At 70.0% G+C, this 26,915-nt stretch carries 27 protein-coding genes and 3 tRNA genes; 7 read left to right on the plus strand and 23 right to left on the minus strand.

What is annotated here, in order from left to right; all coding sequences use genetic code 11:
• Positions 1-21 precede the first annotated feature (21 nt).
• The 3 genes from GKE56_RS13815 to GKE56_RS13825 all read right to left on the minus strand — a co-directional run bounded on the left by GKE56_RS13815 (position 22) and on the right by GKE56_RS13825 (position 1,976).
• Positions 22-489 carry a hypothetical protein gene (locus tag GKE56_RS13815; protein ID WP_154685025.1) on the minus strand — a complete coding sequence of 156 codons (468 nt, stop codon included), beginning with the start codon at positions 487-489 and terminating at the stop codon, positions 22-24.
• Positions 490-504: 15 nt separating this feature from the next.
• On the minus strand, positions 505-1,002 hold the full coding sequence (locus GKE56_RS13820) for a hypothetical protein (RefSeq protein WP_154685026.1): 498 nt from the start codon (positions 1,000-1,002) through the stop codon (positions 505-507).
• Positions 1,003-1,103: 101 nt separating this feature from the next.
• Positions 1,104-1,976, minus strand: coding sequence for a hypothetical protein (locus GKE56_RS13825; protein ID WP_154685027.1), 873 nt, complete (start codon positions 1,974-1,976; stop codon positions 1,104-1,106).
• 99 nt (positions 1,977-2,075) lie between these two features.
• On the opposite strand from GKE56_RS13825, the gene purM reads away from it, so the two are divergent.
• The 3 genes from purM (at position 2,076) to GKE56_RS13840 (ending at position 4,275) form a co-directional block, all read left to right on the plus strand.
• Complete coding sequence (gene purM / locus GKE56_RS13830) at positions 2,076-3,191, plus strand: phosphoribosylformylglycinamidine cyclo-ligase (protein ID WP_154685028.1); 1,116 nt, start codon at positions 2,076-2,078, stop codon at positions 3,189-3,191.
• 38 nt (positions 3,192-3,229) lie between these two features.
• The gene (locus GKE56_RS13835; protein WP_154685029.1) at positions 3,230-3,712 is read left to right on the plus strand and encodes a hypothetical protein; all 483 of its coding nucleotides are present in this window, start codon (positions 3,230-3,232) and stop codon (positions 3,710-3,712) included.
• 104 nt (positions 3,713-3,816) lie between these two features.
• Positions 3,817-4,275, plus strand: a complete 459-nt coding sequence (locus GKE56_RS13840; RefSeq protein WP_154685030.1) for a hypothetical protein — start codon at positions 3,817-3,819, stop codon at positions 4,273-4,275.
• An 11-nt stretch (positions 4,276-4,286) separates the two neighbouring features.
• On the opposite strand, the gene GKE56_RS13845 is transcribed toward GKE56_RS13840, so the two are convergent.
• From GKE56_RS13845 to GKE56_RS13860, 4 genes are all read right to left on the minus strand, one after another.
• Positions 4,287-4,838: a cysteine hydrolase family protein gene (locus GKE56_RS13845; protein WP_230208983.1), complete on the minus strand. Its 552-nt coding sequence runs from the start codon at positions 4,836-4,838 to the stop codon at positions 4,287-4,289.
• The gene (locus tag GKE56_RS13850) at positions 4,835-6,337 is read right to left on the minus strand and encodes a cytosine permease (RefSeq protein ID WP_154685031.1); all 1,503 of its coding nucleotides are present in this window, start codon (positions 6,335-6,337) and stop codon (positions 4,835-4,837) included. Before GKE56_RS13850 ends, GKE56_RS13845 begins: the two co-directional genes overlap by 4 nt.
• Before the next feature lie 130 nt (positions 6,338-6,467).
• Positions 6,468-6,665, minus strand: a complete 198-nt coding sequence (locus GKE56_RS13855; RefSeq protein ID WP_154685032.1) for a DUF3073 domain-containing protein — start codon at positions 6,663-6,665, stop codon at positions 6,468-6,470.
• Positions 6,666-6,818: 153 nt separating this feature from the next.
• Positions 6,819-7,931 carry a Glu/Leu/Phe/Val dehydrogenase dimerization domain-containing protein gene (locus GKE56_RS13860; protein WP_230208984.1) on the minus strand — a complete coding sequence of 371 codons (1,113 nt, stop codon included), beginning with the start codon at positions 7,929-7,931 and terminating at the stop codon, positions 6,819-6,821.
• A gap of 223 nt (positions 7,932-8,154) precedes the next feature.
• Here GKE56_RS13860 and GKE56_RS13865 point away from each other — a divergent pair, with 223 nt between their 5' ends.
• The 3 genes from GKE56_RS13865 to GKE56_RS13875 all read left to right on the plus strand — a co-directional run bounded on the left by GKE56_RS13865 (position 8,155) and on the right by GKE56_RS13875 (position 10,114).
• Positions 8,155-8,343, plus strand: a complete 189-nt coding sequence (locus GKE56_RS13865) for a BldC family transcriptional regulator (RefSeq protein WP_154685033.1) — start codon at positions 8,155-8,157, stop codon at positions 8,341-8,343.
• 111 nt (positions 8,344-8,454) lie between these two features.
• Positions 8,455-9,588, plus strand: coding sequence for a CaiB/BaiF CoA-transferase family protein (locus GKE56_RS13870; RefSeq protein ID WP_154685034.1), 1,134 nt, complete (start codon positions 8,455-8,457; stop codon positions 9,586-9,588).
• Positions 9,589-9,721: 133 nt separating this feature from the next.
• Positions 9,722-10,114, plus strand: a complete 393-nt coding sequence (locus GKE56_RS13875) for a hypothetical protein (RefSeq protein ID WP_154685035.1) — start codon at positions 9,722-9,724, stop codon at positions 10,112-10,114.
• A gap of 29 nt (positions 10,115-10,143) precedes the next feature.
• Here the strand turns inward: GKE56_RS13875 and GKE56_RS13880 are convergent, their stop codons facing one another.
• From GKE56_RS13880 to GKE56_RS13910, 7 genes are all read right to left on the minus strand, one after another.
• Positions 10,144-11,850, minus strand: coding sequence for a VWA domain-containing protein (locus tag GKE56_RS13880; protein ID WP_230208985.1), 1,707 nt, complete (start codon positions 11,848-11,850; stop codon positions 10,144-10,146).
• A 306-nt stretch (positions 11,851-12,156) separates the two neighbouring features.
• Entirely contained in the window at positions 12,157-13,548 is a 1,392-nt protein-coding gene (locus GKE56_RS13885) for a sigma 54-interacting transcriptional regulator (protein WP_154685036.1), read from the minus strand.
• 68 nt (positions 13,549-13,616) lie between these two features.
• Positions 13,617-15,047: an amidase gene (locus GKE56_RS13890; protein WP_195908131.1), complete on the minus strand. Its 1,431-nt coding sequence runs from the start codon at positions 15,045-15,047 to the stop codon at positions 13,617-13,619.
• Between the two features lie 8 nt (positions 15,048-15,055).
• Positions 15,056-16,516, minus strand: coding sequence for a cytosine permease (locus GKE56_RS13895; RefSeq protein WP_195908132.1), 1,461 nt, complete (start codon positions 16,514-16,516; stop codon positions 15,056-15,058).
• Between the two features lie 21 nt (positions 16,517-16,537).
• The gene (gene speB / locus GKE56_RS13900) at positions 16,538-17,509 is read right to left on the minus strand and encodes an agmatinase (RefSeq protein ID WP_230208986.1); all 972 of its coding nucleotides are present in this window, start codon (positions 17,507-17,509) and stop codon (positions 16,538-16,540) included.
• A 48-nt stretch (positions 17,510-17,557) separates the two neighbouring features.
• A complete protein-coding gene (locus GKE56_RS13905) occupies positions 17,558-18,346 on the minus strand; it encodes a hypothetical protein (protein ID WP_154685038.1) in 789 nt (262 codons plus the stop codon).
• A 439-nt stretch (positions 18,347-18,785) separates the two neighbouring features.
• Positions 18,786-18,862: transfer RNA gene (locus GKE56_RS13910), tRNA-Phe, on the minus strand.
• Positions 18,863-19,032: 170 nt separating this feature from the next.
• On the opposite strand from GKE56_RS13910, the gene GKE56_RS13915 reads away from it, so the two are divergent.
• A complete protein-coding gene (locus tag GKE56_RS13915; protein ID WP_154685039.1) occupies positions 19,033-19,956 on the plus strand; it encodes an NADP-dependent oxidoreductase in 924 nt (307 codons plus the stop codon).
• A 62-nt stretch (positions 19,957-20,018) separates the two neighbouring features.
• Here the strand turns inward: GKE56_RS13915 and GKE56_RS13920 are convergent.
• The 9 genes from GKE56_RS13920 to GKE56_RS13960 form a co-directional block, all read right to left on the minus strand.
• A tRNA-Asp gene (locus tag GKE56_RS13920) sits at positions 20,019-20,092 on the minus strand.
• 19 nt (positions 20,093-20,111) lie between these two features.
• A tRNA-Glu gene (locus GKE56_RS13925) sits at positions 20,112-20,184 on the minus strand.
• A gap of 104 nt (positions 20,185-20,288) precedes the next feature.
• Positions 20,289-21,338, minus strand: coding sequence for a PHP domain-containing protein (locus GKE56_RS13930; RefSeq protein ID WP_154685040.1), 1,050 nt, complete (start codon positions 21,336-21,338; stop codon positions 20,289-20,291).
• A 7-nt stretch (positions 21,339-21,345) separates the two neighbouring features.
• Positions 21,346-22,788 carry a GuaB1 family IMP dehydrogenase-related protein gene (locus GKE56_RS13935; protein WP_154685041.1) on the minus strand — a complete coding sequence of 481 codons (1,443 nt, stop codon included), beginning with the start codon at positions 22,786-22,788 and terminating at the stop codon, positions 21,346-21,348.
• Positions 22,789-22,831: 43 nt separating this feature from the next.
• Entirely contained in the window at positions 22,832-23,671 is an 840-nt protein-coding gene (locus tag GKE56_RS13940; RefSeq protein ID WP_154685042.1) for an oxidoreductase, read from the minus strand.
• 2 nt (positions 23,672-23,673) lie between these two features.
• Positions 23,674-23,895, minus strand: a complete 222-nt coding sequence (locus GKE56_RS13945; RefSeq protein WP_154685043.1) for a hypothetical protein — start codon at positions 23,893-23,895, stop codon at positions 23,674-23,676.
• A 22-nt stretch (positions 23,896-23,917) separates the two neighbouring features.
• Complete coding sequence (locus GKE56_RS13950; protein ID WP_154685044.1) at positions 23,918-24,916, minus strand: pirin family protein; 999 nt, start codon at positions 24,914-24,916, stop codon at positions 23,918-23,920.
• 59 nt (positions 24,917-24,975) lie between these two features.
• Entirely contained in the window at positions 24,976-25,959 is a 984-nt protein-coding gene (locus tag GKE56_RS13955) for a DUF6454 family protein (RefSeq protein ID WP_154685045.1), read from the minus strand.
• Between the two features lie 188 nt (positions 25,960-26,147).
• Positions 26,148-26,501 (minus strand): hypothetical protein, encoded by a 354-nt coding sequence (locus tag GKE56_RS13960; RefSeq protein WP_154685046.1) that lies wholly within the window; start codon positions 26,499-26,501, stop codon positions 26,148-26,150.
• Positions 26,502-26,915: the final 414 nt, after the last annotated feature.

The raw sequence follows: 26,915 nt of genomic DNA on the forward strand, positions 1-26,915 counted from the left end.
CTGGACCGCGGTGTATGCCGTTCAGTGGATGTACTGGGGCGCAGGCACGGTGCGCAGGGCGGGCCACGGGGGCGACCCGCCCTCGAGCCGGATCAGCACGAACGGGTACCTGATGAAGTCTCCGCCGGCGGCGAACTCCAGCCCACGATGGGCAAGCGTGGCGATGGCGACGTCCTGGCCGTCCACGCGCAGGCTGTCCTGGCCCCAGGCGAGCGGCTCGAGCTCGTCCGCCAGGGACTGGAGGTCCCGACGCGCGTTGATACCGGCTACCAACGCGATGTCGTCGTGGCTCACGCACTTCGTCACGGCTCCAACGCGGAAGAGGTGAGACACGACGACCCGGTCGGCTGTGCCGCGCACCGGTCCGTGCTGGTCGGTCATGAGGCCGAGCGACGCATCGTGGTAACGGCCCCACCAGACCTGCATAGGAGGCGGGAGCTCCGCGTCGGGGATCCCGTCTACATCGTCGATGGTGAAGACGTCACTCAACGAGACTCCCCTCGTCTAGATCGGTGTGGTCTTGTATCTGCATTCTGCCGCGATGGAGGCGGGGATGACCCAGCTGAACGAGCTCGTCCGGGTCTGCGGCGCCACCGCGCCCAGAGTTCCCCAGACGTACTTCGTCACCGATGCTCCGTTGTTCTCCGCGTTGCCGCCCGGACCGCTGGCCCGGGCAACCATCTTGTACCAACCGTTGCTGCAGGCGCCGTCCTGGGTGCTTGTGCTGCAAGCGGTCGAGCTGTAGCAGGTGTGTGAATCGCTGTAGTAGTACGACCATGGGCCCGACGCGCTGGGGCCGTCGTACATGGTGTACGACACTGCGATCGTGCCGCGGTACCAGCCCACTGCGTTGGCATGGAAGGAGAGGGAGCCGCTGCCGGGCGTGGTGTTGATGATCGGAGTGACCGAGCCAGGGTTGACGGCCCAAGCGGCGCTGGGCGTGAGGATCCCGATAGCAAGGACCATGCCCACCAAGGCGGCGAGCGAACGACGAATCTTCATTGTTCCCCCTGCAGGTAGAGCGCCCCGGGCCACGCTGCAGTCCTCGGTATGGTTCGCCCCCGCCGCTCGCGTGTCAAGGGCTCGCCCCCGTCCCTCGGTGGTCAAGACTTCGGGGGCACGATCGGGGCACCGCGTTGGGGCTCGTTCCACAGCTCGGCGGTCTGGGTGATCCAGAACGTCGCGAACTGCCCGATCAGCGCCCCCTCCAGCCAGAAGACCCAGTTGGCGAGGACGTGCGTGACCGGTCCCAGCACCACCACGAGCGCGATCGAGACCAGCATGAGGACGAAGCCGTAGAAGTACCGGTTCCAGCGATGCTCGCGCGGCGTCGTGTTCGTCTGGGCGGCCTGCTTGACGGCCAGACCCCAGCCGTTGAGCCCGACCACGATGACGATGCCGACGAACAGCAGGACCGCCGCCGTGTTGTGACCATTGCAGATGAACGAGTCCCGGCGGGTCACGAAGTACAGCGCGAGCAGGGCGAACGCGAGCAGGGAGAACACCACCGAGGCCTGACCGCCTCGTGAGCCGAGCAGGTTCCGGTCGGGGCTGAGCCGCTCCAGCAGCATGGTGAACACGAAGGCCGCCGTGGCCACGATGAACAGGGCCGAGGTGTTGTTGCTGATCGCGGACACCGTGTCGCCGGGCAGGTCGCTGACGACGCAGCTGTCCTCGGGCCGGGTCGGCACGAACGCGACGACGAACGCGAGGAAGCCCGAAGCGTTGAGGAAGCCGTCCTCGGCGCTGGTGTTGCCCCGGTAGACGATCATCAGCACACCGATCGCGCACAGCGCCGCGACGAACACCGGCTTGACCGGCGTGTAGTAGTAGGCGCTGATCGACGGCTGGATCGAGAAGTGATGGGCGCGGGCCTCGATGAACAACGACGTGCCCAGGAGCGCGACGAGGAAGATCATCCCCGCCCGGACGTACCGGTAGGTGCGCAACAGGTCGTACTGGTAGTCGCTGGACATGACAGGCCCCCAACCCCTGAGATCGGCCCCTGCTGCCTGCAGTATCCCGCGGTTGAGGCCGGCCGTCCGGCAAATGGCCAGACCACTACGCTGGGCCGTGTGAGCGAACCGATCACCTATGCCTCCGCCGGCGTCGACGTCGAGGCAGGTGACAAGGCCGTCGAGCTCATGAAGGCCTCGGTGCGCCGCGCGACCAGGCCCGAGGTCCTCGGCGGGCTGGGCGGCTTCGCGGGCATGTTCGACGCGAGTGCGATCGCCCGGATGACGCGGCCGGTCCTCGCCACCTCCACCGACGGCGTCGGCACCAAGGTCGCCATCGCCCAGGCCCTCGACCGCCACGACACGATCGGCTTCGACCTGGTCGGCATGGTCGTCGACGACATCGTGGTGTGTGGCGCGGAGCCGTTGTTCATGACCGACTACATCGCCACCGGCAAGGTCGTCCCCGAGCGCATCGCCGCCATCGTCTCCGGCATCGCCGCCGCGTGCGCTCAGGCCCGAGTCGCGCTGGTGGGTGGCGAGACCGCCGAACACCCCGGGCTGCTCGAGCCCGACGAGTACGACGTCGCCGGTGCCGCCACCGGCGTGGTGGAGTATGCCGACGTGCTCGGTCCCGACCGTGTCGTCCCCGGCGACGTGGTGCTGGCGCTCGGCTCGAGCGGCCTGCACTCGAACGGCTACTCGCTGGTGCGCACGGTGGTTGGCGCGGCGGGGTGGGCCCTCGACCGTGAGGTTCCCGAGTTCGGCCGCACCCTCGGCGAGGAGCTGCTGACCCCGACCCGGGTCTACTCCGCCGACCTGCTCGACCTCATCCGCACCGACGGCATCGACGTCCACGCCCTCTCGCACGTGACCGGCGGCGGGCTCGCCGCCAACCTGGCCCGAGTCCTCCCGCCCGGCGTCTTCGCCCGGCTCGACCGCGCGACGTGGACCCCGCCAGCGGTGTTCTCCACCATCGGCGCGCTGGGCCGCGTGCCGCGCACCGACCTCGAGCGCACCCTCAACATGGGCGTTGGCTTCGTCGCGATGCTTCCGGCCGACCAGGTGGACGCAGCCATCCGCGAGCTGGGGCAACGCGGCATACCGACGTGGGTGGTCGGCGAGGTGACGGCCCTCGAGGATGCGCCGGTCGCCGAGGGGCACGAGGTCGTCAGCGGCGCCAAGGGCGTCACGGGAGGCGCGGTCCAGATCGTCGGTGACCACCCGCTCGCTTGACGTTGTTGTGGCCTGTGAGCCAGGACTACCGTTGACCTGTGTGGGCGCCCGACCATGAGGACCTGTCGGTGCGGCAGTACCGCTTCCTGCTGCGCACCGCCCCTCTGGACGCCATGGAGGAAGCGCACGTCGAGGTCCTGGAGCGGATGGCGCCCTCCCGCCGAGTGGTCGTGCTCCAGGCGGTGCAGCGTGGCCTGGTCGCGGGCCTGCGGCTGACGCCGGATGACGTCCGCCGCATCGCCCATCTCATCGTCCTCGGCGAGCGCCGCAGCCCGGGCGACTTCCTGAGCGCCTGCCCGCAGAACGTGCTGATCCCGTTGGCCGAGGGCGTCATCGTCGCCGAGGCGTCGTTCGGGCGCTTCGGTGGGTATGCCGGGTGGGACGGCACCGAGCCGGCCGTCGACCCGGGGATCGACGACAGTCCGTTCGCCGAGCCCTGGCACGTGGCCAGGGACATGCACGTCTCCTACAACGGGCCGATCGTGGGTCCGAGCAGCCCGGACACCTTCGGCGTGCCGTAGGGCGGCCGAGCCACCGGCCTGCGACAGCCGCTCATACCCCTGAGGGAGCGAGAAGACGCATTCTGGCCGACGTGCGCCGGTCACCTGCGGCCTACCGTCGGGGCATGAGTCTGCTGCCGCTGACCAGGCGGCGCCATGAAGAGCCCGTGATCGAACCCGTCGAACGGGGCGACGTCCGTGAGTACCGCTACGTCCTGGCCACGGCCGACTTCGCGACGTTGAGCAGGTTGCACTGTCACGCACTGCTGGTCCTGGACCCGCTCGTGCGGGCCAACATCCTGCGGACGGCCCAGCAGCGCCTGCTCAGCGGCCGGGACCTCACCGTCGACGACCCGGTCCAGCTCGCCCACCTGGTCACGGTCGGCGAGGTGCGCATTCCTGGCATCCTGCGCGCCGGGCTGAGCGAGCCGGCCCTCATCCGGTTGGCGCACGCGGTCGTGCGCGGAGCGGTCGCCGAGGGCGTGATGGGCGGCTACGACGCGTGGGACGGCCGGGACGCCGACCAGGAGGAGTCCGCGACCCGGTTGACCCGGCACCTCCTGGGTCACGGCGTCAGCGCCTAGCCGGCCGCCGGTCAGGCCAGCCGGGACAGCACCTCGTCCGTCGTCAGGAACGACGTGAGCGGTTGGTAGAGGGCCATGACGTCGAGCGCCTTCTGGTGGTTGTCGTCGCTGGACCCGGCGCACGCGTCCGTCACGACGGTCACCGAGGCGCCCGCGTCGGCTGCGGCGAGCACCGTTGACAGGACGCAGCAGTCGGTGGCGACCCCGGCGACCACCAGTCGTGGCCGGTCGCCCACCACGGCGCGCAGCTGCGGTGTCCACTTGCCGAAGGTCGTCGCGTGGACCGTCCGTCTCGCCAGCGGCGACACCGCGTCGGTGAGCTCGAACAGCGGGTGGTCGGCCGGTTCCAGGGCCCACGGAAACGACTCGTAGTACGCCGTCCACGCGCCGCCCGGCTCGGCGGGGGCGACGAAGCGGGTGAACACCGACCGGTCACCGAACGCGGAGGCGAGCTGGGCCACGCGGGGCTCGACCTCGGCGTACCTCGGAGCGGTCCACTCGCTGTGGGGGTCGGCGAACACGCGCTGCATGTCGATGGCGACGAACCACGGTTGGTCACTCACCGAGCCTCCTGCCTGCGCACGGTCCCCCGGCGCAGCAACAGCGTCGCGAGGAAGGAGAGGGCGAGGGCGAGCAGCACCCCGAGGTTGGCGTAGGCCCACGCGCCGTCCCACGAGTGCGACCCGTCGGCTGCGGTGACGTACGTGGCGAGGCCCAGCGGGTGCAGGAGGAAGCCCTGCCAGTTGTTCCACGTCGCGTCGTCCGCGAAGTTGTTCACCACCAGGCCCCACCCGAGGACCGTGCACGCGGCCATCACGCCGATCGAGGTCCAGTCCCACGCGCCATAGCGTCCGCGCGGGTCGAACAACGCGTCCTCGTCGTAGTCACGGCGTCGCAGGGCGATGTCGGCGATCATGATCCCCGCCCAGGAGGCCAGCGGCACGCCCAGGGTGATGAGGAAGGACTGGAACGGGTTGATGAAGCTCTGGGCGAAGAACACGACGTAGATCGTGCCGAGGGTGAGCAGCACACCGTCAATGAGCGCGGCGCGCGGCCGGGCGATCCGCACGCCCAGCGACAGCAGGGTCAACCCCGAGGAGTAGATGCCCAGCACCGCCCCGCTGACGAGCGCGAGGATCGCGGTGAGGAGGAAGGGCAGCAGGAACCAGATCGGCAGGATGGTGGCGAGGGTGCCGATGGGGTCTGCGCCGATGCCCTTGAGCACCTTGGGGTCGGAGCCGGCCAGGGCCAGGCCGTAGACCACCAGCAGGACGGGTGCGACGGCACCGCCGAAGGTGTTCCAGGCGACGATCGAGGCGCCCGAGGCGTCCCGGCGCTGGTAGCGCGACCAGTCGGCGGCGATGTTGATCCAGCCCAGGCCGAACCCGGTCATCACCAGGACGAGCGCACCGATGACGGACTGGGTCGAGCCGGCCGGGATGGCGCTCACGGCGGACCAGTGGAGGTGCCCCAGGGTCAGCGCGATGTAGACCACGGTCGCAGCCCCGGTGATCCAGGTCAGCCACGACTGCAGCCGCATGATGATGTGGTAGCCGGCGACCGACGCCGTGACGATCAGGGCCGCTGTGACCAGGCACGCCACGATCTTGGTGCCGGTGCCGCCACCCCAGCCGAGCTGGGTGAAGATCGTGGCGGTGGCCAGCGTCGCCAGGATCGCGAGGAAGGTCTCCCAGCCGATCGAGGTCAGCCACGAGATCACCCCGGGCACCTTCTGGCCGCGCACGCCGAACGCCGCCCGCGAGAGCACCATCGTGGGCGCGGACCCCCGCTTGCCGGCGAGGGCGATGACCCCGCAGAGCAGGAACGACACCACGACGCCGATGACGGTGACGCCCACTGCCTGCCAGAACGAGATGCCGAAGCCGAGGATGAACCCGGCGTAGCTGATCCCGAACACCGAGACGTTGGCCGCGAACCACGGCCAGAACAGGTCGCGCGGCCGGGCGGTGCGTTCGGCCTCGTCGATGATCTCGATGCCGGTCGTCTCGATGCCCAGGCGTCGCGTCTGGTCGCGCGTCTGCGTGCCGGTGTCGCTGCTCATGGGCGCGAGCGTAGACCGCCGCGCCCCCGGGAGGGCGCGGCGGCATACCGACACGGTCGTGTGCCGTGCGGGTATCGCGTGTTCGACACGGGCCGGAGCCCGCGCATGAGGTGAGGATCAGGGCGTCAGGTCATCGCTGACCAGAGGCCCATTTTCCGTATTCGTCGTACTCGTCCTCGCTGGCGGAGTCGTCGGAGACGCGCTCCGGCTCCGCATACGAAGACCCGTGCAGTTCTCGCTCAAGCGCCGTCAGGTCGGTGTTCGGGGAGAAGTACTTCAGCTCCCGAGCGACCTTGGTCTGCTTGGCTTTGGCCCGGCCGCGCCCCATGGCGTGACCCCCTCATGCGTCTGCCGGGACGGCATCGCCTTGTCGAGTCGCCAAGTCGGCGCCTCGGCTCCACGGAGCGGTCCCGGGAAATGTGTATGTGTCGTGGGTCCTACGCTACAGGAGCGGCGCAAATTCTGTGACGAGACCCGCGTCTCAACGAGCGGGCAGCCAGATCCCGCCAGCCTGCTTGGCGGCCATCCGCTCCTCGGCGATGTGGTCCGCCGCGGCGGCAGGGCTGATTCCGAGGCGGTCGGCCGTCTGCAGGACCTCGAGGGTGTGGTCGAAGATCGCTGTCGCGCCCTTCTTGGCGCGCTCGAAGTCGAACCCGTGCAGCTCGTCGCTGACCTGGATCACGCCGCCGGCGTTGACCAGGAAGTCGGGCGCGTAGGTGATGCCGCGCTCCCGCAGCCGGTCGGCCGTGCCCCCCTCGCCCTCGGTCACCAGCTGGTTGTTCGCGCCGCCACAGACCACCGTGGCGCGCAGGCTCTCGACGGTGACCTCGTCGAGGGCACCCCCGAGGGCACAGGGGGCGTAGACGTCGAGGTCGGCGGCGACGAGCGCAAAGGTGTCGGCGACGACCTCGACCTCGGGGTGCTTGGCCACGAGGTCGGCGAGGGCCTGCTCGTTCACGTCGGTGACGACCACGGTCGCGCCGTCCTCGAGGAGGTGGCCGGCGAGGATCCGGCCGACCTTGCCGACGCCCGAGATGCCGACCGTGCGGCCCTTGAGCGTGGGAGCGCCCCAGAGGTGCTGGGCGCAGGCGCGCTGCCCCTGGAAGACGCCGTATGCCGTGAGCACCGAGGAGTCGCCGGCGCCGCCGTTGGCCTCCGAGCGGCCGGTCGCAAAGCGCGTCGTCTCGCTCACGACGTCCATGTCGGCGACGTAGGTGCCCACGTCGCAGGCCGTGACGTACCGGCCGCCGAGGCTCTCGACGAAGCGGCCGTACGCGCGCAGCAGCTCGGGCGTCTTGTCCGTCGTCGGGTCGCCGATGATGACGGCCTTGCCACCACCGAGGTCCAGCCCAGCCACCGCGTTCTTGTAGGCCATGCCCTTGGACAGCCGCAGGACGTCGCTGAGCGCGGCGTCCTCGCTGGCGTAGGGGTAGAACCGCGTGCCGCCCAGCGCGGGCCCGAGAGCCGTGCTGTAGATGCCGATGATGGCCCGCAGGCCAGTGGTGCGGTCGTGGCAGAACACGACCTGCTCGTGGCGGGACGTGTCGGTGGACAGCGGGGCCGTGGGCTGGGTGGGCGACGTGGACGCGGTCACGGTGGTGACTCCTTGGGCTCGGTGGCGCGGGGTGGCGCGGGTCGGTGCTGGGTCGGGCCAGCTGGGGTGACGCGGGTCGCGCGTCACATCCAAGGGTATTCCGGCTCACATGGTGGACGGGTGACTAGTACCGACGAGCCATCCCGGACCACCCGTAAGGAATGTTCCCATTGGGGTCGCCTTGTCCGATTATTGAGGCACATCCCCTGCACGAGGAGAGATCATGGTTACTCGCACCACCGAGGTCGAGAAGTTGCTCACGCCCGCCGAGGTGGCCTCGCTGTTCCGCGTGGACCCCAAGACGGTGACCCGTTGGGCCAAGGCAGGGAAGCTCAACTCCATCCGCACGCTTGGCGGCCATCGCCGGTATCGCGAAGCCGAAGTCCGCGCATTGCTCGCTGACGTCATCTGACGCCGGAGTCCATCGGGGTCAGTCCAGCCGGGGCGTCGCCGGATGCAGGGACCGGCGCGCCGCTCGGGTGCAGGGAGTCTGGACGACGTGCGGTGCCGGTAGCGTGCGCCCATGGCCGAGGCATCGCACACCGGTCCGCTGGCGGGCCTCGCCGTCGTCGAGGTCGGAGGGATCGGGCCCGGGCCGTTCGCCGCCATGATGCTCGCCGATCTCGGCGCATCGGTCGTCCGCGTCGACCGCCCCGGCGAGGACCTGAGGGCGACCCACCAGGTCTTGCTGCGTGGCCGGCGTTCGGTCGTGCTCGACCTGAAGTCGGACCTCGGCCGCGAGACCGTGCTGGCGCTCGCCGAGCGCTCTGACGTGCTGGTCGAGGGCTTTCGCCCCGGGGTGGCCGAGCGCCTCGGCTTCGGACCCGACGAGGTCCTCGCCCGCAACCCGCGCCTGGTCTACGGGCGGATGACCGGCTGGGGACAGGACGGCCCGTATGCCGCCCTCGCCGGCCACGACATCACCTACCTCGCGGTGAGCGGAGCGTTGGAGACGTTTGCGGGCCCGGACGGTCGGCCGGTGCCCCCCTTGAACCTGCTGGGGGACTTCGGCGGCGGTGGCATGCTGCTCGCGCTCGGCATCGTCTCAGCGGTCGTGCACGCGCGGGCGAGCGGCGTGGGCCAGGTCGTCGACGCCGCGATCGTGGACGGGGTGGCCTCGATGACGGCGATGCACCAGGCCATGCTCTCGTCGGGGATGTGGTCGAGGCCGCGTGGCGCCAACCTCTTCGACGGCGGAGCTCCCTTCTACCGCTGCTACCGCACGAGCGACGACCGTTGGATGGCTGTGGGAGCGATCGAGCCGGTGTTCTACGAGCGGCTGCTGGCAGGACTCGGTCTCGACGTCGGTGCGCTGGCAGCCGAGCAGATGGACTCCGGGTCATGGCCCCGCGTGAGCCGGCTCTTCGAGGACGTCTTCGCGACCCGGTCGCGACAGGACTGGGTCGACTGGTTCGCCGACCGCGACGCCTGCGTGGCCCCGGTGCTGACCGCCGCCGAGGCCGTGAGCGACCCCCACCTCACGGCCCGGGCGACGTATGCCCTGCCTCCCGTTGTGGACGGTCCCACCGCGGTCCGTCCGGTGCACCCGGCGCCGGCCCCGCGCTTCTCGCGGACCCCCGGTCGGTGGCCGGCTGAGGAGTTCACGCTGGGGCGGCATACTGACGAGGTGCTGCGCGAGCTCGGTCTTGACGGTTAGGACGAGGCCACCCCTCGCCCGAACGGCGGAGTGAATGGTCAAGGGTTGGCAAAGTGCCCGCTGACGACCCGCGCCGACCGCTGCAATGGCTGGAGTACCACCCGGTACGAACCATCGAGACGCGGAGGCGCGAGTGACCAACAGCCTGGGCAGCTACGTGCACGAGCAGATGGGCCTGCTCGGCTGGAGCCGTGAGGTGCTCGTCGAGCGCTCCGGGCTCGACCGGTGCGAGCTCGAGGTCCTGTTCGAGTCACCTGTCCTCATGGGCTGGCCGACGCCCGAGGCCATGCTCGGGCTGGCGCGGGCGCTCAACGTGTCGGTGCGCGAGATCGTCATGCATGCCGCGCACGGCTGCGGCCTGCACGTCGAGGTCGAGGCCGATCCCCAGGTCGCGATGCACCGCGTCGCCAACGAGGACCTCATGCGTGAGGTGCGCCGTCGACTCGTGTTGGGGGCTGCGACCGGCGGCTACCTCGCGACGCCGGGCTCCTACTCCGGAGCGGACACCGGCGCGCAGTTCGGCTGAGCCGAGCAGTCAGCTGGATGGCAGCGTCGTCAGCCCGCGCGACGCCGACCGCGCCGGGTGCGGAGGTAGTCGCTCACGACGTACTCCCCGAGCCGGTCGACGCTCGGGGTGAAGACCTGACCGCCGGCCCGCCGGGCCACCGCGTCGACGAACCTCGCAAGCCCAGGGTCCTCGCCGAGCATGAACACGTTCAGCGCAGCCCCGGTCCGGCGCAGCTCGTCGACCTGGGCGATCGTGGCTCGGAGCGTGGCCTGGCTGGTGGGCCAGTGGAAGATCGGTAGGCCGCCGTCCCCGAGGTGCGCCGTTGGCTCGCCATCGGTGACGACCAGCACCACGGGCTGGGCCTGGGGGTGGCGGCGCAGGTGCCGGGAGGCGAGTACCAGGGCGTGCTGGAGGTTGGTGCCCTGGACCCACTCGGGCTCGGCTTCGGCGAGCTGCACCGGCGTCAGGCGGCGTGCTGCGATGGTGAAGCCGATGATCTCGAGCGCGTCCTGGCGGAACCGGGTCTGCACGAGGTGTGACAACGCGAGAGCGGTCTGCTTCATCGGCCCCCAGCGACCCTCGTTGACCATGGAGAACGACATGTCGACGCAGAGCGCGACGGCGGCCGTGGTGCGCCGTTCGGTCTCGACAACCTCGAAGTCGGCCACCTCGAGCTGCACGGGTCCTGGGTGGATTCCGCTGCGACGCAAGGCATTCGACACCGTTCGGACGACGTCCAGGGGCTGCTCGTCGCCGAACTGCCAGGCGCGGGTCAGGCCAGTCGGCTCGTCCGCCTGGCCGGTCCGGTGGTCGTCGTGGTCGCCCCTGCCCTCGGCCGAGAGACCCTCGAAGACGCGTTTCAGCGCCGTCTCGCCGAGGCGACGTACGGCCCGGGGAGTGAGCCGGAGGCCGTCGTCCCCCTGGCTGAGGTAGCCCTGTCGCTCCAGCTCGCGTTCCAGCTGCCGCAACGCCTCGAAGTCGCGCGCCGCATCACCGCCGAGGTGCTCCTCCAGCCGCTCGACGTCGACATCGTCCAGGCTCGACCCGGCATACGACTGACCGAGTTGCGCATCGAGGGCCTCGAGGTCGGCGAGATCGGCGACCGCCTCGACGGCGGCGCGGTACCCCAGTGGCTCGCCGCCCGGTCGCATCCCGGCCGGGCTGGAACGGTCGAGGCCGGGGCGCAGGGCCCGCAGGTTGTCGGACAGCTGGGCCATCTCGGACGCGAGGTCGGCGTCCGCGAGCGCGTCGCTCAGGAGCTGGGCGAGCTGCTGGCGCTGCTCAGGGCTGAGCGATGCCATCATCCGCGCGGCGGCGGCCTGGCGACGGGCCAGTGCGTCGATCAGCTCGTCGACGTTCTGTGGACTCTCGGGGAACAGCTCGCCGTGCTTGTCCATGAACTCCCGGAACAGGTCGGTCGTGTCCTCCCCGCGGGCATGGGCGGAGAGCAACCGGTTGAGGTCGGCCACCATGTCGCGGACGGCGGCCATGGCCTCGGGGTCCTGCCCCGAGAGGGCCTGCGCCAGCCCTGCGAACTGGGCGTCGAGCACCTCGCGCTGGAGCAGCCGGGCGATCTGGTCGTAGATCGCCTTCGCCTCGGGGGAGTGCCACTCGTGGGAGGCCAGCGCCCGCACCTGACCGGCGACGTCGTCGGGAAGCGTGGCGAGGTCGAGCTCGGCGAGCCGGGCGGCGTCCCCCCTGCTCGCCGGCGAGGGTGTCGCGTTCGGTGGCGATCGCCTGGTCGAGTGCGGCACGAACCTGGTCGAGTGTCCCTGACAGGTCGCCGCGACGGCGGGCCGCGTCGCGGGCTCGCCGGAGGCGTTCGGTGAGGGCGTCCAGGCCCCGGCGACCATCCAGCCCGCGACGGAGCAGGTCGCGCAGCGCCTCTCGCGCCGAGCCACCCGCGAGGACGTCGGTGCCGATCTGGTCCAGCGCCGCACGCACGTCGAACGGCGGCGCGAGCGGGTCGGCCCCGCCATGCCACGGCCCGTAGCGGAACCGGTCGCCATGCGAGCCATGGGAGGGGTGCGAGCTTGACGGACCCGGTATGCCGGCCACCGTCAGGCCCCGTAGACCGTGCGTCCGGCGACGGTGTCCTTGTCGAGGCGTCGCGTGAGGTGCAGCCCCTCGAGGACGAACTCCACCGCCGCGGCCACGACACCCGGGCCCACGTCGTCGCCGTGGCCCAGCCGGTCGAGGACCTTGGACAAGCCGGGAGTTGCGCCGATCTGGGCGAGCAGGTCCGCCGCCGGGATGAGCTCGCCGGTCTCGACGACCTCGCCCTCGGCGAACAGGTCGGTGAAGCCGGACAGGTCGAGCCCGGCCAGCCGTGCCCGGAACGTCTCCGCCGTCGCGACGCGGAGCAGGTGGTCGAGCACGTCGCGCTCGCGGCCCTCTTCACCCATCTCGAACTCGACCTTGCCGAGCAGGGTCGGCACCACGGTGGGGACGTCACAGATGCGGGCGACTGCCGCCGGCTCACCGACCCGGGCCGCGCGGCGCAGGGCCGAGGCTGCCACGCTCTCGGCGGCGGCGATGGAGAACCGCGCCGACACCCCCGAGCGCTGGTCGACGGCCGACGACTCGCGCAGGCCCCTCGTGAAGCGCGCGATCACCTCGATGAGGTGCTCGGGAACCTCGGCGACCAGGTGGGACTCCTGGGAGATCAGTCGGACCTCGTCGGCCACCTCCTCCTGGTAGTGCGTCCGGATCTCGGCTCCGAAGCGATCCTTCAACGGGGTGATGATGCGCCCACGGTTCGTGTAGTCCTCGGGGTTGGCCGTCGCGACAAGGAGCAGGTCGAGCGGGAGGCGCAGGGAGTAGCCCCGGATCTGGATGTCGCGCTCCTCGAGGACGTTGAACAGTGCCACCTGGATCCGTTCGGCGAGATCGGGCAGCTCGTTCAGGCCGAACACACCGCGGTTCGACCGCGGCACCAGCCCGTAGTGCACGGTCTCGGGGTCGCCCAGGGTGCGTCCTTGCGCGACCTTCACCGGGTCGACGTCGCCGATCAGGTCACCGACGCTGGTGTCCGGGGTGGCGAGCTTCTCGGCATACCGCTCCGTGCGGTGTCGCCAGACCACGGGCAGGTCGTCGCCCAGCTCGGCCTTGAGGCGCAGGCACCGGGTGCACACCGGCTGGGTCGGGTCGTCGTTGATCTCGCACCCGGCGACTGCTGGCGCCCACTCGTCGAGGAGCTGGCCGAGGGTGCGCATGAGGCGGGTCTTGCCCTGGCCGCGCTCGCCGAGCAGGACGAGGTCGTGACCCGCGAGGAGTGCGGCCTCGAGCTCGGGTAGCACGGTGTCGTCGAACCCGACGATCCCGGGAAAGGCCTCCTCGCCGGATCGGAGCCTGGTGAGCAGGTTCTCGCGGAGCTCCTGCTTGACGGAACGGTGGGAGTAGCCACTGGAGACGAGCTCACCCAGGGTGGCGGGACGGTCGGGAGGCGTCATTGCCTGAATCTACGTCCGGGTCCCGCTCCGCGACACCCCGTATGCGCGCGGCAACGAGCGGCGCTCGCCTAGGACAGGGGCTGGTAGCTGCTCCACGGGGTGGCCCGTTCGAAGGCGTTGGCGACCCGCAGGGTGAGCGCATCAGCCCACCGCGGACCGATGACCTGCAGGCCGATCGGCCGTCCGCCCGCGCCGAACCCGGCGGGCACCACCGTCGAAGGCATCCCGGTGAGGTTGGCCGGCAGGCAGATCGTGCACCAGTCGTCGAAGAACGGGTCGACCGGCTGGCCCTCGATCTGCTCGGGAGTCTGCAACCCGACCGGGAACGCGGTGAGCTGCATCGCCGGGGTGACCAGCACGTCGAACTGCTCGAAGAACTCGGCCCACACCCGGGTGTAGGCGGCCCGCTCGTGGAGGGCGTCGACGTACTGGCCGCCGGTGATGGCCTGCCCGGCCTCGACGATCTCGGCGGTTCCGGGCGACATCAGCTCTCGCGACGCGAGGAGGGGCCCCTCGGAGGAGTAGCCCTCGGCGAGCGCGATGGTGTTCCACAGCTCGGTCGGGTGGCCCGTCGCCGGCGCGGCCTCGACCAGCTCGCAGCCGAGGTTTGCCAGAACCTGGAGCGCCTCGGCAAAGGCTGATCGCACATCGGGATCGACGGGCAGCATCCCGAGGTCAGCCGAGCAGGCCACCCGCAGGCCCGTGAGGTCCGGCTCCTGCGCGACGGCGGCGAGGTAGTCGCCGGTCGGCGGGCCGGGATGGCTCAGGTCGTCTGCCGCTGCCGGGCCGGCCATCACCGAGAGCATCAGGGCCGCGTCGCGCACCGACCGCGCGAGTGGACCATCGACGGACAGGGTCTTCCAGCCCTTGAAGCCCGGCTCCTTGGGCACCAGACCGAAGGTCGGTTTGTGACCGACCACGCCGCAGAACGACGCTGGGATCCGGATCGACCCACCGCCGTCGGTGCCCAGCGCGATCGCGGTCATCCCGGCCGCCACCGAGGCTCCCGCACCCCCGCTCGAGCCGCCCGGTGTCCGCTGCAGATCCCAGGGGTTGCGGGTCAAGCCGAAGAGCCGGTTGTCGGTGTACCCGCGGTAGCAGAACTCGGGGTTGTTGGTCTTGCCGACGATGACCGCGCCGGCGGCACGGAGTCGGGCCACCGGGACGGCATCCTCGGGCGGGGTGAAGTCGCGCAGGACCAGCGACCCGTTCGTCGCGGGCGTGTCGGTCATCCAGATGTGGTCCTTGACGGAGACTGGTACGCCGAGCAGCGCCGGCAGCGGCCCACCCCGCGAGACAGCCGCGTCGGCCTCCCGCGCCGAAGCCAACGCCGACTCGTCCAGGACCACGGTGAACGCGTTGACGTCCGGTTGCAGCTCGTGGATCCGGGCCAGCGACCGGGTCACCACCTCCACCGAGGTGACCCGGCCAGCGCGGATGTCCTCCGCGGTCTGCCAGGCGTCGGCCCGGTCGCTCGACGAAGGCTGGAGCGGAGTCACTCGGGGCGTCACTCGGGGCGCAGGTGCTGCATCGCCGCCTTCTCCAGCTCGACCGCCTCAGCCTTGGCGATCGCGGTCTCGGCGTCGATGTTGATGGACTTGGCGAACACGAAGTAGAGGAGTCCCGCGACCGGCAGGCCGACGAACATCGAGATGTCTGCACCCTTCAGGTCGTTCGCGACGAACCCGGTGTACTTGCTGGTGCTGAGGAACGGCAGCATCGCCGCGAACCCCAGCAGGTATGCCGCGATGCCGCGCCAGCCCCATCGGCCGTAGAGGCCGCGCGGGTTGAAGATCTCGGCGATGGCGTAGTGGCCCCGGCGCACGATGTAGTAGTCGACCAGGTTCACGGCGGTCCACGGGACGAACAGGTAGAGGACCAGCAGCAGGAAGTCCTCGAAGTTGGTGAGGAAGTTGGCACCGATCAACAGCGCGGGCACGAGCGAGAGGACCGCGGTGACAGCGATGGTGACGATGCGCACGGTCGCCGTGGGGCGGACCTTCGAGAACGAGTCGATGGCGCTGATCATGGTGAGCGACCCGCCATACATGTTCAGCGCGGTCACGGAGATCAGGCCCAGGGTAGAGAAGACGAGCGCGATGGCACCGAAACCGCTGAACACGTGGTCGCCGGCGTCCTTGAGCGAGGCGATCGTGTCGAACTTCGAGCCCGCCCACGCGGCCAGCGCGGCACCCAGGCACATCAGCCAGATCGCGCCGAGCGCCGAACCCCAGTAGGTCCAGAAGAACGTCTTGCGCACGGTGACGTTCGGGGGCAGGTAGCGGGAGTAGTCCGAGACGTAGATCGCCCAGCTGATCTGGTAGCCGGCGACCGCGCCGAACTGGATCAGGAACGGCGTCCACTTGAACCCGCTGAGGTTGAAGGACCCCGACGGGTACCCGAGCGTGAAGACCGCGATCGTGAGGACCCCGAAGATGATGAGGAAGCCCAGGGTCAGCCAACGCTCGACGCCGTGGATGAGGTCGTAGCCGACGAGCGCCACCACCGCGGCGACCACGGTGGCCACGATGATCCAGAGCTTGGCGGGGCCGTGGATCGTCGTGTGCAGGGCGTCGCCCGCCAGGATCGTGTTGAAGATGTTGAAGCCTGCGTACTGCAGGTAGGCGAAGGCCCAGACCAGCAGCGCCCCCATGTAGCCGAACTGGGGACGTGACTGGATCATCTGGGGGAGGCCGAGCTGGGGTCCCTGGGCGGAGTGGAACGCCATGAAGAAGGTGCCGAACAGGGCGCCGGCCACGATGGCGATGAGGGACCAGAGGAGGTTGCCACCGCCGACGATGGAGAACGTGCCCACAGCCAAGGTCGCGATCTGGGCGTTGCTCATGAACCACAGCGGGCCCTGGCTCCAGACCTTGCCGTGCCGTTCGTTCAGCGGCACGTAGTCGATGGATCGGACCTCGACCCCGGCGATGCGGCCGGTACCTGCAGGCGGCGACTCAACGGACATGCGGACTCCTTGGTTGGCAGGTCAGGACGGACGACACAGGACGGACAACAGCTCGTATGCCACGTGCGCGGCGGCGATGCCCGTCACCTCGGCGTGGTCGTACGCGGGCGCGACCTCGACGATGTCGGCGGAGACCACGTCGAGGTCGGCAAGCGCACGAAGCATGACGAGGACCTCGCGCGACGTCAACCCTCCGGCTTCGGGGGTGCCGGTGCCGGGCGCATGGGCCGGGTCGAGGACGTCGATGTCCAGCGAGACGTAGACGGGCGCGTCGCCCAGCCGCTCACGCATCTGCTCGACGGCGGCACCGAGACCACGCAGCTCGACGTCCTCGCACGTGATGGTGGCGAAGCCGAGCCGCTCGGTGTCGGGGAGGTCGCTGGCGGCATACAGGGGGCCACGAATGCCCACGTGCATCGAGTGCTTCAGGTCGATGAGCCCTTCCTCCGACGCGCGCCGGAACGGCGTGCCATGGGTGTAGGGCGATCCGAAGTAGGTGTCCCAGGTGTCGAGGTGGGCGTCGAAGTGCAGCACGGCGACCGGTCCGTGTCGTTCGGCCATGACGCGCAGCAACGGCAACGCGATCGTGTGGTCGCCGCCCAGGGTGAGCAGCCGAGGGACCGATGCGGTCAGCGCCCGCGCGCCGGCCTCGATCTCGCCGATCGCCGCGGCGATGTCGAAGGGGTTGCAGGCGATGTCGCCGGCATCGACGACCTGTTGGGCGCTGAACGGCTCGACGTCCAGTGCGGGGTTGTAGGGCCGCAGCAGCCGCGATGCCTGTCGGATGTGCGCCGGCCCGAACCGCGCACCAGGTCGGTAGCTCACGCCGCTGTCGAACGGCACCCCGACGACAGCGACGTCCGCGCGCTCGACCTCGTCGATGCGGGGCAGGCGCGCAAACGTGGCCGCACCGGCATAGCGAGGGACCTGGCTGGCGTCGACGGGACCGATGATGTCGCCGTTCGTGACGCGTGGGAGCAGTCGATCGACCAAGGCTGCACCTCCTTGCTCGGCATTGCTTACCGGGAGGCTAGCCCTTCGTCAGCGCGAGGAGGTCATCTGGGTCCGCAGAAACTCGATGAGCGTCACGCGATGGTCGTCGGTCAGGGGGCCGGTGACGGTGACCAGGCTGGTGAGGTGGTCGAGCGACACCACGGCTACCTCGGACGCCTCGCCGTGCGCCGCAGGATCGGAAAGACCTTTCGTGTCCACGCAGAGGAGGCCCTCCACGTGCACGTCGCCCAGCTCGATGGCAGTCAGGCTCGACCGGAGCGCAGCCACCTGGGCACGGACCGCCGCGGTGGCATCCGTCCTGGGCCCGTCCTCCTTGTGGTGCCTGACGTCGATGACGAAGATGCCTGACGCGCCAATCGCGACGTGGGCGACCTCTGCCCGTCGCCCGGGGAGACGGTGGTGGTGGAGCGACAGGACGCCGTCGCCCGCGGCGCCATCGAGGAGGGCAGTCACTGCGGCGTCGTGGTCGCGCGCCCCTCTCGCCACGTCGCGCTCCACCCGGAACGTCCGCACGGTCAGCAGCCGTGAGAAGAAGCCTTGGCGGCGACGGCGAGTGGCGACCGCCTGGGGCAGGTTCGCGGCGTCCGCGGATCCCGGCTCGGCGTCGTCCGTGGTCGCTGCCTCGTCGTCGTCCGTGGTCACTGCATCGGCGGCGGGGTCCTCGGCGGACGGCGGAAGCAGCCGCAGGTGGGGCGTCTTGGGGGCTGAGCTGGTCACCTCGACGGGCGCGGATGCGGTGACCTCTGGCGTGACCTCTGGCGTGACCTCTGGCACCTCGACGACCGAAGCAAGGAGCGCCTTCAACGTCGCGGCCACGACTGCTGCTTCAGCGGTCCACGTCACCGGTTGGGCGCTTCCGGCTCCGCCGGGCGCGACCGCGTGATCCAGCATGGACGTCAGCTCGGCCGAGCAGGACGGGCACGTGAGTCGCACCACCGGCGTAGCAGTGCCGGGTGGTTCGTCGGTCGGGGCCCCGGGCTTCCGTACCGGTAGTGCTTCGACTCGGTTGAGCTCTGCCGTCATCGCGTCCACCTCTTAGTTGCGTGGTGCAACACTCGCACCGAAGCGGCGTTCCGGGGGCGCATCGGGACAGATTTGGGGCGTTTCGCGTATGCCGTTGCCATACGTTTGGTGTGATTCGGTCAACGTTTCGTCGATCGCCTGCGGGGAACGTGCGGGCCGCCCTAGAATCCCCCGGCTTGGTCTCGGGAAACACGAAACCGCAGGCCAGAAGACATCTGGCCTGCGGTTTTGGTGGTGGCCAGGGGCGGGGTCGAACCGCCGACCTTCCGATTTTCAGTCGGACGCTCGTACCAACTGAGCTACCTGGCCGTGGTGGTGCTGGACATGCAATCGCGGCGGCCTCAGGGAGGTGCTGCTGAGAGCCCGGGGGACCGTCGCGACTCGCAGGATCATAGCCGATCCGCCCATCCACTCTCGAATCGAGCCGAGCCGGCGCCACGGCACGGAATACCCCCGCCGGAACCCCAGTTGCCGCCACCATGAAGGCAATCACCTACGAAGAGTTCGGCGACCTCGACATCCTGGCCCTTTCCGAGGTCCCCGACCCCAAGGTCGGCCCCGGGGAGGTCCTGATCCGGGTGCGCAGTGCCTCGGTCAACCCCGTCGACTGGAAGGTGGCCAAGGGCTACCTCGCGGGCCTGATGAACGTCCAGTTCCCCGCGATCCCCGGATGGGACGTCGCCGGAGTCGTCGAGAAGGTCGGTCTGGACACCCCGGAGTTCGCGGTCGGTGACGAGGTCATCGCCTACGCCCGCAAGGACTGGGTGCATGGCGGCACGTATGCCGAGCTGGTCACGGCGCCGGTGCGCACCGTCGCGCGCAAGCCGCGGTCCCTCGACTGGGACGAGGCCGCGGGCCTGCCGCTCGCCGGCCTCACGGCATACCAGCTGCTCCGCCGGCTGGACACCACGGCAGGCGACACGGTCCTCATCCACGCGGCGGCTGGGGGAGTCGGTATCCTCGGCGTCCAGATCGCCCGTGCCATGGGCGCACGGGTGATCGGCACCGCCTCCGAGGCGAACCACGAGTTCCTGCGCAGCCTCGGCGTCGAGCCGGTGACCTACGGCGATGGGCTGGCCGCGCGCGTTCGTGAGCTGGCGCCCGAGGGAGTCGATGTGGTCGCGGACTTCGTCGGTGGCGTGCTCGAGGCGACCCTGGCCGTCCTCAAGCCCGGCGGACGACACGGGTCGGTGACCGACGCCAGCGTCGAGGAGCACGGTGGTCTGTCGATGTGGGTCCGCCCCAGTGCGGAGGACCTCACGGCGCTCGGCGACCTCGCCGACGCGGGCACGCTGACGGTGCCGGTGGCCGCGAGCTTCCCCCTCAAGGACACCGCCAAGGCGTTCGAGCTCAGCCAAGGCGGTCACGTCCGCGGCAAGATCGCCATCGAGGTCAGCCGCTGACGCCGGGACCAGACACGACTGAGGCCCGCACACGTGGTGTGCGGGCCTCAGCTCATGCAGGGCGACCCCGACCGGGCTCGAACCGGCGACCTCCGCCGTGACAGGGCGGCGCGCTAACCAACTGCGCTACGGGGCCTGGGTGGTGCTGTGCTGCGTATCCCCAACGGGATTCGAACCCGTGCTACCGCCGTGAAAGGGCGGGGTCCTAGGCCGCTAGACGATGGGGACCGGCCTCTCAACCGATCCTCGCCTCTAGCGCACCAGCGCTCGGATCCGTCGAGGACTCGGAAAGCATAGGGGTTGAGTGGCCCGATATCCAAAACGGGCAGCTGTCACCCTCCGGCAGCCCACGCCAGCACGCGCTCGACGTCCCACGTGGTCACGATGCGGTCCTCGGGCACGCCCAGCCGCTCGGCTCGTTCGCACCCGTACGCCTTCATCTCCAGCTGTCCAGGGGCGTGCGCGTCGGAGTCGATGGCGAACAGGCACCCGATCTCCAGCGCCAGCAGCACGAGCTCGTCGGGCGGGTCGCACCGCTCCGGCCTGCTGTTGATCTCGACGGCCGTGCCGTGCTCCGCGCACGCCTCGAACACCGCCCTCGCGTCGAACTCCGACTGCGCCCGCGTGCCCCTCGACCCGGTGACCAGTCGCCCGGTGCAGTGCCCCAGGACGTTGACGCGGGGGCTCGAGACGGCGGCCACCATGCGCTTGGTCATGGGGGACTGGTTCATCTTCAGCTTGGAGTGGACGCTGGCGGTGACGAGGTCGAGCTGGTCGAGCATGGCCGGCGTCTGGTCGAGCGAGCCGTCGTCGAGGATGTCGACCTCGATCCCCTTGAGCAGCCGGAACTGCCCGTCGAGGGACGCGTTCACCGCATCGACGATTCGCAGCTGCTTGGTGAGCCGCTCGGCGGTGAGCCCGTTGGCGACGCGCAGCTGGGGCGAGTGGTCGGTCAGCACCAGCCACTCGTGCCCGAGCTCGACGGCGGTGAGGACCATCTCCTCGATGGGGCTGCCGCCGTCGGACCAGTTCGAGTGCGAGTGGCAGTCACCCTTGAGCTTCGCGAGCAGCTCCTCACCGCCCGTCACCAACGGTTTCGCCTTGTCCTGCAACGACTTCAGGTATGCCGGCAACTCACCGTCCATCGCCTCGCTCACCACCGCGGCCGTGGACTTCCCGATACCCGGCAGGTCCTGCAGGGTGCCGGCGGAGTGACGGGCCGCGAGCTCCTCGGTCGGTGTCTCGCGGACCGTGACGACGGCGTTGCGGAACGCCTCGACGCGGTAGGTGCCCGCCCGCTCCCGTTCGAGCAGGAAGGCGATCCGGCGCAGCGCCTCGTCGGGGTCGACGGGGGCGCTCAGCGGCTCGACCGGGGCGACCATCAGGGCCTCACCACGAGGTGTGCAGCGGTCGACCCTCGGCGAAACCTGCGGTGCTCTGGATGCCCACCACCGCCCGCTCCGCGAACTCCTCGAGGGTGCGCGCCCCGGCATACGTGAAGCTCGAGCGCACCCCGGCCACGATCTGGTCGATGACGTCCTCCACGCTCGGGCGCTCGGGGTCGATGAACATGCGCGCGGACGAGATGCCCTCCTCGAACAGCGCCTTGCGAGCTCGCTCGTAGGGAGTGTCGGTGGCGGTGCGGTTGCGCACGGCCCGGCTCGAGGCCATGCCGAAGGACTCCTTGAACCGGCGCCCCGACTCGTCGGTGAACAGGTCGCCCGGGCTCTCGAGCGTGCCCGCGAACCACGACCCCACCATGACGTTCGACGCACCTGCGGCAAGCGCCAGCGCGACATCGCGGGGGTGCCGCACACCACCATCGGCCCACACGTGGCGACCGTGCCTCGTCGCCTCCGTGGCGCACTCGAGGACCGCGGAGAGCTGCGGGCGCCCCACGGCGGTCATCATCCGCGTGGTGCACATCGCGCCCGGACCCACACCCACCTTGACGATGTCGGCGCCGGCCTCGATGAGGTCCCGGGTGCCCGCCGCGGAGACCACGTTGCCGGCCACGAGCGGCACCTGCGGGTCGAGCGCCCGGACCGAACCGAGGGCATCGAGCATCTTCTCCTGGTGACCGTGCGCGGTGTCCAGGACGAGCAGGTCGACTCCGGCGTCGAGCAGCGCGGCGGCCTTGGCTGCCACGTCGCCGTTGATGCCCACGGCCGCTGCGATGCGCAACCGCCCCTGGGCGTCGGTGTTGGGGGTGTAGAGCCGGGCGCGCAGCGCGCCTGCGCGGGTGATGATGCCGACCAGGTTGCCGGCGTCGTCGACGACCGGGGCGACGTGGTGGTGCGCCGTCGCGAGCTGCGTGAACGCGGCCTCGGGGTCGGTGCCGTCGGTGACCAGCACCGGCTCGCGGGTCATCACCTCGTGCACCTGGGTGAACCGGTCGACGCCGGTCAGGTCGGCCTCGGTGACGACGCCGATGGGGCGCTTGCCCGATTCGTCGACGACCACGGCCGCACTGTGGGCGCGTTTGGGCAGCAGGCCGAGCGCTGTCCCGGCTGTCTCCGTCGCGGCGAGCGTGATGGGGGTGTCGTGGACGAGGTGGCGCTCCTTGACCCAGCGGGTCACCTCGGCCACCACCTCAACGGGGATGTCCTGCGGGATCACCGCCAGGGCGCCGCGGCGGGCGACGGTCTCTGCCATCCGACGGCCGGCGATGGCAGTCATGTTGGCCACGACCAAGGGGATCGTGGTGCCGCTGCCGTCAGAGCTGGACAGGTCGACGTCCAACCGGCTCGTGACGTCGGACCGGTTCGGGACCATGAAGACGTCGTCGTAGGTCAGGTCGAACTGGGGCTGGAGACCGTTGAGGAACTGCACGGCCTCGAGTCTAGGACGAGGAGCAGCGGATGCCGGGTGGCCGCTAGTGCTTGAACTGCTGGCGCACGATGGTGTCCCAGACCCGGTCGCCGCCGAGCGTGCGCGCGGCGATCATGGCCCTGGCGGCGGGCGTGACCACATACCGCGAACGGGGACGCCGGGCCTCCACCGCCTTCAGGATCGTCGAGGCGACCGTCTCGGGCCCGGTGGCGAGCATCGGGTTGTCGTAGCCCCCGGTGGTGCTGCTGGCACTGGCGGCGAGCAATGCGGCATACGGGGAGCTGTCCGTGGGGGCGTGGGCCTCGGAGCCCATGGCGGTGTCGCCGAACTGGGTGCGGATCAGGCCGGGCTCGATGAGCACGACGTTGATGCCGAAGCCGCGGACCTCGTTGCGCAGTGCGTCGGTGATGGCCTCCACCGCGTACTTGGTCGCGTGGTAGTACCCACCGACGGGGAAGGTGATCCGCCCGCCCATCGACCCGATGTTGACGATCCGGCCGGCGCCGGCTGCGCGCATGCCGGGCAGGACGAGCTGGGTCAGGCGGGCCAGGCCGAAGACGTTGGTCTCGAACATGGTGCGGACCTTGTCGAGGTCGGTCTCCTCGATGGTGCCGTACTCGCCGTAGCCGGCGTTGTTGACGAGGACACCCACCCGGCCATGCTCGGCCTCGACGGTCTTCACTGCGGCCTCCATCGACGCCTCGGAGGTGACGTCGAGGGCCAGGACTCGGGCGCCGGCCGCCTCGAGCTCGGCCAGCGTCTCGGGTCGTCGGGCCGTGGCGTAGACGAGGTGCCCGGCCTTGACCAGCAGGTCGGCGGCGGCCTTGCCGATGCCCGACGAGCAGCCGGTGACCAGGATCGGTCCGGTGGTGGTGGCGGTCATCGTCACTGTCCTTCTCTGTTGGTGCGGCGCCGGGCGAGGAGGCGCTCCACGACGGAGTAGCTGAGCCAGCCGACGACCAGGGCCACCACGAAGACGACCCAGTAGCTGAGGCCGGGGAAGAAGTACTGAATGGCCTCCCGGGCGATGATCAGGGCACAGACCGCCGCCACCAACGGCAGCATCGACGACGAGCTGGTGCCGCGGCGCCGGTCGGTAGGGCTCATGGGCCCAGTGTGCCGCAGATCGTCACCGTGCCGGGTTGCTCGACGGTCTGCTCGCTGGGTTGCGCCGGGGGCGGATGCGCACGCCGGGGATGACCGGGGCGGGCAGGTGGGTGATGTCACCGGCATACCCCTGGACCTCGCCGAAGCGCTCGGAGTGGGCCATCCAGTTCTCACGCGCCTGCACGATGTCCTCGTGGCTACGACCCACGAAGTTCCACCACATGACGATCTCCTCCTCGAACGGCGGCCCGCCGAGCAGCAGCAAGCGGCCGGGAGTGGGGGCGTCGTTGGTCAGGGTGAGGGTCGCGCGCCCCGGCGGGAGGTAGCCCATGGCACCGCGGGGGAGGGTGGTGCCCTCGAGCGTCAGCTCCTCGGTGTCGGCGAGGACGCCGTGCTCGTATGCCGGGTCGAGCGCCAGCTCCAGCCGGGCCCCCGCGTCGAGCACGATCTCGGCGCCGAGCAGCGGGGTGAAGGTCTCCACAGGCGAGGTCGTCCCGGCGAGGGAACCGAGGAAGACCGACACGGAGGCGCCGTCGATCAGGGTTGGCTCGGGTGCATAGTGCTGAAAAGCCTTGGGGGCGTGGCGATTTCGCTCTGGCAGCGCCACCCAGAGCTGGGCACCGTGGAGCACGGTCGTCTGGGGCGTGGCCACCTCGGAATGGGCGATGCCGAGGCCGCCCGTCATGAGGTTGAGCTCACCGGGTCGGATGAGGGCGTGGGAGCCGAGGCTGTCGCGGTGCTCGATCTCCCCGGAGAACAACCAGCTGACGGTCTGCAGGCCGCAGTGCGGGTGCGGCGGGACGTCCATGCCACCGGTCGCGGCGACGTCGTCCGGGCCGTAGTGGTCGGCGAAGCACCAGGCGCCGATCAGGGAGCGCTGGCGCTGAGGGAGCGTCCGTCGCACGGTCATGGCGCGGGGGCCGCCGAGCGGGACGTCGCGGGGCTCGAGCACCTCGAGCCCCGCGGCCGGTGCTGCTGCAGCGCACTGCAGCTCCTCGGGTCGTGCCTCGACATTGCTCACCGATCCAGTCTCGCACCTGACGCGCAGGCGGCGGCCGCTGATGGCCGTTGACGGTTGCCTCAGGGGCGCGGTGAGACCGTCGTCTCGTAGGTCAGGATCTCGGTGCCGTTGCCCTCGTCGCCGTTGTCGGGGGCGACCCGCATCGTGAGGTGGTTGCCGTCGGCGGTCATCGTGAACGGGTTGCGAGTGGCTACGTGTCCTGCGGTCGACCACTGCTGGAACGGGATCTCGCGAGTCACCTGCTCGGTGGTGAGGTCGAGCATGGCCACGCCACCGAGCTCGTACGTCGCGCTCGTCCCTCCGGCACTGGGGGTCTGGGGGAGGTTGGTCACGCCGGCACACAGCATCTTGCTGCTCGGGACGTACGTGCAGTCCTGGTAGTCGATGAAGAAGTTGGGATTGGCCCAGGTCTTCAGCTGCTTGCCACGCAGATCCCACTCGGCGAATCGCCGTGATCCCCAGGTGTTCCCGACCAGATGACCCGTCTGCTTGTCCATGACGATGCCGCCGAAGTGATCGGCGACCTGGAACTGCTTGTGGACGGCCAACGTCGTCGCGTCGACCCGGTAGATGATGGCGCTCGAGTTCGGCCGGTACTGCGCGACCGGGACCCACACGTTCGTGCCGTCGAAGTCGATGCCGCCCGGGTGGTACATGTCGCCCTCGCCGAGCGTGATGTCCTTCTGCAGGTGGCCGGCCCTGTCCATGACGAACAGGTGGCCGATTCCCTTGCCGGGCGTCCGGTCGTAGCCCCCCTGCGGCGTCGGGTACTTCACCGTGGGTTCCAGGATCTGCACGGCCGACAGGAAGATGTGGTCGGGCGAGTAGGCGAGGCCCTCGGTGTGGTAGGTCGGGAAGGTCAGCTTGAGCTTGCTCGTCTGCTGCCACTTCGTGTCTCGCGTGACGGCGTTGAAATCGTCCGCCAAGGCGGTGTCCGGGGTGTGCTGCTGGCCGGCTGACGCGGCGCGCGCTGCTGCTGCGCCGCCCAGCACGGCCGTCGCGAGGACGGCGACGGCGACGATCTGGGTGCGAACTCGGTACATGACGACCTCTCTGCGACGGGTTCCTGCGGCCACCGAACCTAGGTCGCCCCCGTGAACAACGCGGGTGGCTCGGGTGCCGAACAGTTGAACAGCCGCCGAGGGCCAACGGGGCAGACGCCAGCACGGCCGACGCGATGCGTCGGCCGTGCTCGCAGCTCAGGCTCGGAGCCCTGGGGGGTGTCGGGCTGCTACGACGCCTGAACTGCGAGTCCGTGGCGGATGGCATACGCCTCGCCAACGAACTGGTGCACCTCGGCCATGGTGGCGAACCGGCCGTGGAAGTTTCCGTAGGTCACCGTGAAGCCGATGACGTAGTCGCCGTAGATGGTGCCCGCGCGGGGTGCGCCGGCCTCGGAGATCGCGTAGAACCCTGCGCGGATGACCGAGATCCGCGCCATCGGCCACGGGTCTTCGTCGGCCTGTGGGGGGTATGCCGTGGCCAACGACTGGGTGTCGAGGATCGGCTCCGACTCATCGAGGACCGGGTCGACCTCTTGCCCCGCGGAAGGCACCTGCCGTGCGCGTCGCTCGCGAATTCGCATCGAAAACTCCTGCCAGCGGTCGCCCCTGCGCGGGCGAACTCGGGTAAATATATGACAGGTAAAGGTAAAGACTTGGCAAGGACACGCCGCGAAGCGCCAGAGGTGAGTACGCGCAAATCGCGCGCGCAGATCGGGTTGTCGGGCCCTGCAGGATGGTCGGCTCGACCCCAACCGCCCTACCATTGGGCCGTGGTCCGGTTGCGGTGGAATCACCCGACGAGGGTCCTGGAGGGACCGTCGGAGGACCCTCTGCTGAGGCAGTATCGGTACCTGCTCACCACTGGCCCCGTCGACGCGCTCGAGGGCGCGCACAAGGAAGCGCTCCAGAGGATCACCGGCGCTGAGCGCCGTTCTGTGCTCCAGGCGGTTCGCGAGACGTTCAACACCGGACATCATGTGGCGGCGGATAACACG

This window comes from Nostocoides sp. HKS02, assembly GCF_009707485.1.
Taxonomy (GTDB): Bacteria; Actinomycetota; Actinomycetes; order Actinomycetales; family Dermatophilaceae; genus Pedococcus.

Bases quoted from the DNA above. Each gene is read 5' to 3' on its own strand.
- GKE56_RS13915 (WP_154685039.1), top strand. From the start codon at position 19,033: ATGAAGGCAATCACCTACGAAGAGTTCGGCGACCTCGACATCCTGGCC.
- GKE56_RS13895 (WP_195908132.1), bottom strand. From the start codon at position 16,516: ATGTCCGTTGAGTCGCCGCCTGCAGGTACCGGCCGCATCGCCGGGGTC.
- GKE56_RS13945 (WP_154685043.1), bottom strand. From the start codon at position 23,895: ATGAGCCCTACCGACCGGCGCCGCGGCACCAGCTCGTCGTCGATGCTG.
- GKE56_RS13940 (WP_154685042.1), bottom strand. From the start codon at position 23,671: ATGACCGCCACCACCACCGGACCGATCCTGGTCACCGGCTGCTCGTCG.
- GKE56_RS13870 (WP_154685034.1), top strand. From the start codon at position 8,455: ATGGCCGAGGCATCGCACACCGGTCCGCTGGCGGGCCTCGCCGTCGTC.
- GKE56_RS13820 (WP_154685026.1), bottom strand. From the start codon at position 1,002: ATGAAGATTCGTCGTTCGCTCGCCGCCTTGGTGGGCATGGTCCTTGCT.
- GKE56_RS13960 (WP_154685046.1), bottom strand. From the start codon at position 26,501: ATGCGAATTCGCGAGCGACGCGCACGGCAGGTGCCTTCCGCGGGGCAA.
- GKE56_RS13865 (WP_154685033.1), top strand. From the start codon at position 8,155: ATGGTTACTCGCACCACCGAGGTCGAGAAGTTGCTCACGCCCGCCGAG.
- GKE56_RS13955 (WP_154685045.1), bottom strand. From the start codon at position 25,959: ATGTACCGAGTTCGCACCCAGATCGTCGCCGTCGCCGTCCTCGCGACG.
- GKE56_RS13885 (WP_154685036.1), bottom strand. From the start codon at position 13,548: ATGACGCCTCCCGACCGTCCCGCCACCCTGGGTGAGCTCGTCTCCAGT.
- GKE56_RS13825 (WP_154685027.1), bottom strand. From the start codon at position 1,976: ATGTCCAGCGACTACCAGTACGACCTGTTGCGCACCTACCGGTACGTC.
- GKE56_RS13840 (WP_154685030.1), top strand. From the start codon at position 3,817: ATGAGTCTGCTGCCGCTGACCAGGCGGCGCCATGAAGAGCCCGTGATC.
- GKE56_RS13850 (WP_154685031.1), bottom strand. From the start codon at position 6,337: ATGAGCAGCGACACCGGCACGCAGACGCGCGACCAGACGCGACGCCTG.
- GKE56_RS13930 (WP_154685040.1), bottom strand. From the start codon at position 21,338: ATGGTCGCCCCGGTCGAGCCGCTGAGCGCCCCCGTCGACCCCGACGAG.
- GKE56_RS13855 (WP_154685032.1), bottom strand. From the start codon at position 6,665: ATGGGGCGCGGCCGGGCCAAAGCCAAGCAGACCAAGGTCGCTCGGGAG.